Genomic DNA, 3,951 nt, shown 5'->3' with positions numbered 1-3,951 from the left:
CCTATCCTACACAAACCATCCCAAACACCAATGTCAAGCTATAGTGAAGGTCCCGGGGTCTTTCCGTCCTGCTGCGCGAAACGAGCATCTTTACTCGTAGTGCAATTTCACCGGGCCCATGGTTGAGACAGTGGGGAAGTCGTTACGCCATTCGTGCAGGTCGGAACTTACCCGACAAGGAATTTCGCTACCTTAGGATGGTTATAGTTACCACCGCCGTTTACTGGCGCTTAGATTCCCAGCTTCGCAGGACGAACCCGCTAACCAGTCCTCTTAACGTTCCAGCACCGGGCAGGCGTCAGTCCGTATACAGCGTCTTACGACTTCGCACGGACCTGTGTTTTTAATAAACAGTCGCTTCCCCCCGCTATCTGCGACCCCACCCAGCTCCAGAAGCACGTTCCTTCACCAGACAGGGCTCCCCTTCTCCCAAAGTTACGGGGACAATTTGCCGAGTTCCTTAACCATGGTTCACCCGAACGCCTCGGTATTCTCTACCTGACCACCTGCGTCGGTTTAGGGTACTGGCCACACACGAACTCGCTAGAGGCTTTTCTCGACAGCACGGGATCACTCACTTCACCAAAAACGGCTCGGCATCACGTCTCAGCCCCACAGTGTGCGGATTTGCCAACACACCGGCCTACACGCTTACCCCCGGACAACCACCGCCGGGTAGAGCTACCCTCCTGCGTCACCCCATCACTTGCCTACTACAAGATCGGTTCCCAGACCGGACACCAATCACCGACCCGAAGGCCGACAAAAGATCCAGCGTGGTTAGCATCACCCGATTCAGCATGGACGCTCGTGCACGGGTACGGGAATATCAACCCGTTATCCATCGACTACGCCTGTCGGCCTCGCCTTAGGTCCAGACTCACCCTGGGCGGATTAACCTGCCCCAGGAACCCTTAGTCAATCGGCGGCAACGTTTCTCACGCTGCTCTCGCTACTCATGCCTGCATTCTCACTCGCACACCCTCCACCGCACGATCACTCGACGACTTCACCGGATGCACGACGCTCCCCTACCAACCCAAAACAAATTTGGGCTCCACAGCTTCGGCGGTGTGCTTCAGCCCCGCTACATTATCGGCGCAGAACCACTTGACCAGTGAGCTATTACGCACTCTTTAAAGGATGGCTGCTTCTAAGCCAACCTCCTGGTTGTCTCAGCAACTCCACAACCTTTACCACTTAGCACACGCTTAGGGGCCTTAGCTGATGATCTGGGCTGTTTCCCTCTCGACATACGAAGCTTATCCCCCGCAGTCTCACTGCCACGCTTCACTTCACCGGCATTCGGAGTTTGTCTGACGTCAGTAACCTGGTCGGGCCCATCAGCCAAACAGTAGCTCTACCTCCAGCAAGAAACACGCGACGCTGCACCTAAATGCATTTCGGGGAGAACCAGCTATCACGGAGTTTGATTGGCCTTTCACCCCTACCCACACCTCATCCCCCAGATTTTCAACTCTGGTGGGTTCGGGCCTCCACGAGGTCTTACCCCCGCTTCACCCTGGACATGGGTAGATCACTCCGCTTCGGGTCCACAGCATGCGACTCCAACGCCCTCTTCAGACTCGGTTTCCCTACGGCTACCCCACCCGGGTTAACCTCGCCACACACCATGACTCGCAGGCTCATTCTTCAAAAGGCACGCCATCACCAGCCACAAGGACCAGCTCTGACGGCTTGACAGCACACGGTTTCAGGTACTATTTCACGACCCCTCACCGGGGCACTTTTCACCTTTCCCTCACGGTACTAGTGCACTATCGGTCACCAGGACGTATTTTGGCTTAGCAGGTGGTCCTGCCAGATTCACACGGAATTCCTCGGGCTCCGCGCTACTCGGGCATGCACCAACACCTGGGCTCTTCCTTCACCTACGGGACTCTCACCCACTCCGGTACCGCTTCCCAACGGATTCAGCTAAAAGAACCACCAGTGCTCCGGGCCGGCAGACCCGAACAGATGCACCCCACAACCCCACACACGCAACGACTACCGTCTCTCACACGCACATGGTTTAGCCTCATTCCCTTTCGCTCACCACTACTCAGGAAATCACTGTTGTTTACTCTTCCTACGGGTACTGAGATGTTTCACTTCCCCGCGTCACCACCAACTGCCCTATACATTCAGACAGCGGCAACCCGACACAACTCGGGCTAGGTTCCCCCATTCGGACACCCACGGATCAAAGCTCGGTTGACAGCTCCCCGCGGCCTATCGCGGCCTCCCACGTCCTTCATCGGCGCCTGGTGCCAAGGCATCCACCGTATGCCACTATCACTTGGCCACTACAGATAATAAGATGCTCGCGCACACTATTCACAAATCAAAACACCAACCACAAACACCCCTACCTCACACCGAAAGAGCCAGCCACCAACAGGCAACCAACCCCACGGGAGTTCGGGACGGTGGTCCGCGGGAACCAACACACAGGTTGCTTCCTCAGACACCCAACAGCACGCCCCCAGAGCCTCCTAGACACCCCGGGGTCAAGTTCGATTCTCCAACAACCATCCCAAGTAACCACAAGGGCTCTTGAGTCCACTCTCGAGTCCGACCAACCATAGACAACGGCTGGCCTGAAAAAGACTCCTTAGAAAGGAGGTGATCCAGCCGCACCTTCCGGTACGGCTACCTTGTTACGACTTCGTCCCAATCGCCAGCCCCACCTTCACTCACTCCCTCCCACAAAGGGGTTGGGCCGCAAGTTTCGGGTGTTGCCGACTTTCATGACGTGACGGGCGGTGTGTACAAGGCCCGGGAACGTATTCACCGCGGCGTTGCTGATCCGCGATTACTAGCGACTCCACCTTCATGGGGTCGAGTTGCAGACCCCAATCCGAACTGAGACCGGCTTTTAGGGATTCGCTCCACCTTACGGCATCGCACGCCCACTGTACCGGCCATTGTAGCATGTTTGCAGCCCAAGACATAAGGGGCATGATGACTTGACGTCGTCCCCACCTTCCTCCGAGTTGACCCCGGCAGTCTCCCATGAGTCCCCACCATCACGTGCTGGCAACATGGAACAAGGGTTGCGCTCGTTGCGGGACTTAACCCAACATCTCACGACACGAGCTGACGACAGCCATGCACCACCTGTCACCCGCCAACCAAATGACCCCACATCTCTGCAGGTCCACGGGTGATGTCAAACCTTGGTAAGGTTCTTCGCGTTGCGTCGAATTAAGCAACATGCTCCGCCGCTTGTGCGGGCCCCCGTCAATTCCTTTGAGTTTTAGCCTTGCGGCCGTACTCCCCAGGCGGGGCGCTTAATGCGTTAGCTACGGCGCGGAAACCGTGGAAAGTCCCCACACCTAGCGCCCATCGTTTACGGCATGGACTACCAGGGTATCTAATCCTGTTCGCTCCCCATGCTTTCGCTCCTCAGCGTCAGGTAAGGCCCAGAGACCCGCCTTCGCCACCGGTGTTCCTCCTGATATCTGCGCATTCCACCGCTACACCAGGAATTCCAGTCTCCCCTACCTACCTCTAGCATGCCCGTATCCACTGCAAAACCGGAGTTAAGCCCCGGTCTTTCACAGCAGACGCGACACGCCGCCTACGAGCTCTTTACGCCCAATAATTCCGGACAACGCTCGGACCCTACGTATTACCGCGGCTGCTGGCACGTAGTTAGCCGGTCCTTATTCCCCACCTACCGTCAACCCCCAGAGAACTGGGAGCCTGCGTGAGTGGTAAAAGGAGTTTACAACCCGAAGGCCGTCATCCCCCACGCGGCGTCGCTGCGTCAGGCTTTCGCCCATTGCGCAAGATTCCCCACTGCTGCCTCCCGCAGGAGTCTGGGCCGTGTCTCAGTCCCAGTGTGGCCGGTCGCCCTCTCAGGCCGGCTACCCGTAATCGCCTTGGTAGGCCTTTACCCCACCAACAAGCTGATAGGCCGCGAGCCCATCCCCAACCGAAAAA

The 3,951-nt window shown here is 57.2% G+C and carries 2 rRNA genes; both read right to left on the bottom strand.

Features of this window, described 5'->3' with window-relative positions:
* Window positions 1-2,309, bottom strand: a 23S ribosomal RNA gene (locus D474_RS0126960); the annotation flags it as partial.
* 312 nt (window positions 2,310-2,621) lie between these two features.
* Window positions 2,622-3,951, bottom strand: a 16S ribosomal RNA gene (locus D474_RS0126955); the annotation flags it as partial.

It is taken from the genome of Nocardiopsis salina YIM 90010 (assembly GCF_000341025.1).
GTDB lineage: Bacteria > Actinomycetota > Actinomycetes > Streptosporangiales > Streptosporangiaceae > Nocardiopsis > Nocardiopsis salina.
The sequence above is the reverse complement of the archived record's forward strand: the minus strand, read 5'-3'. Positions and strand labels throughout refer to the sequence as shown.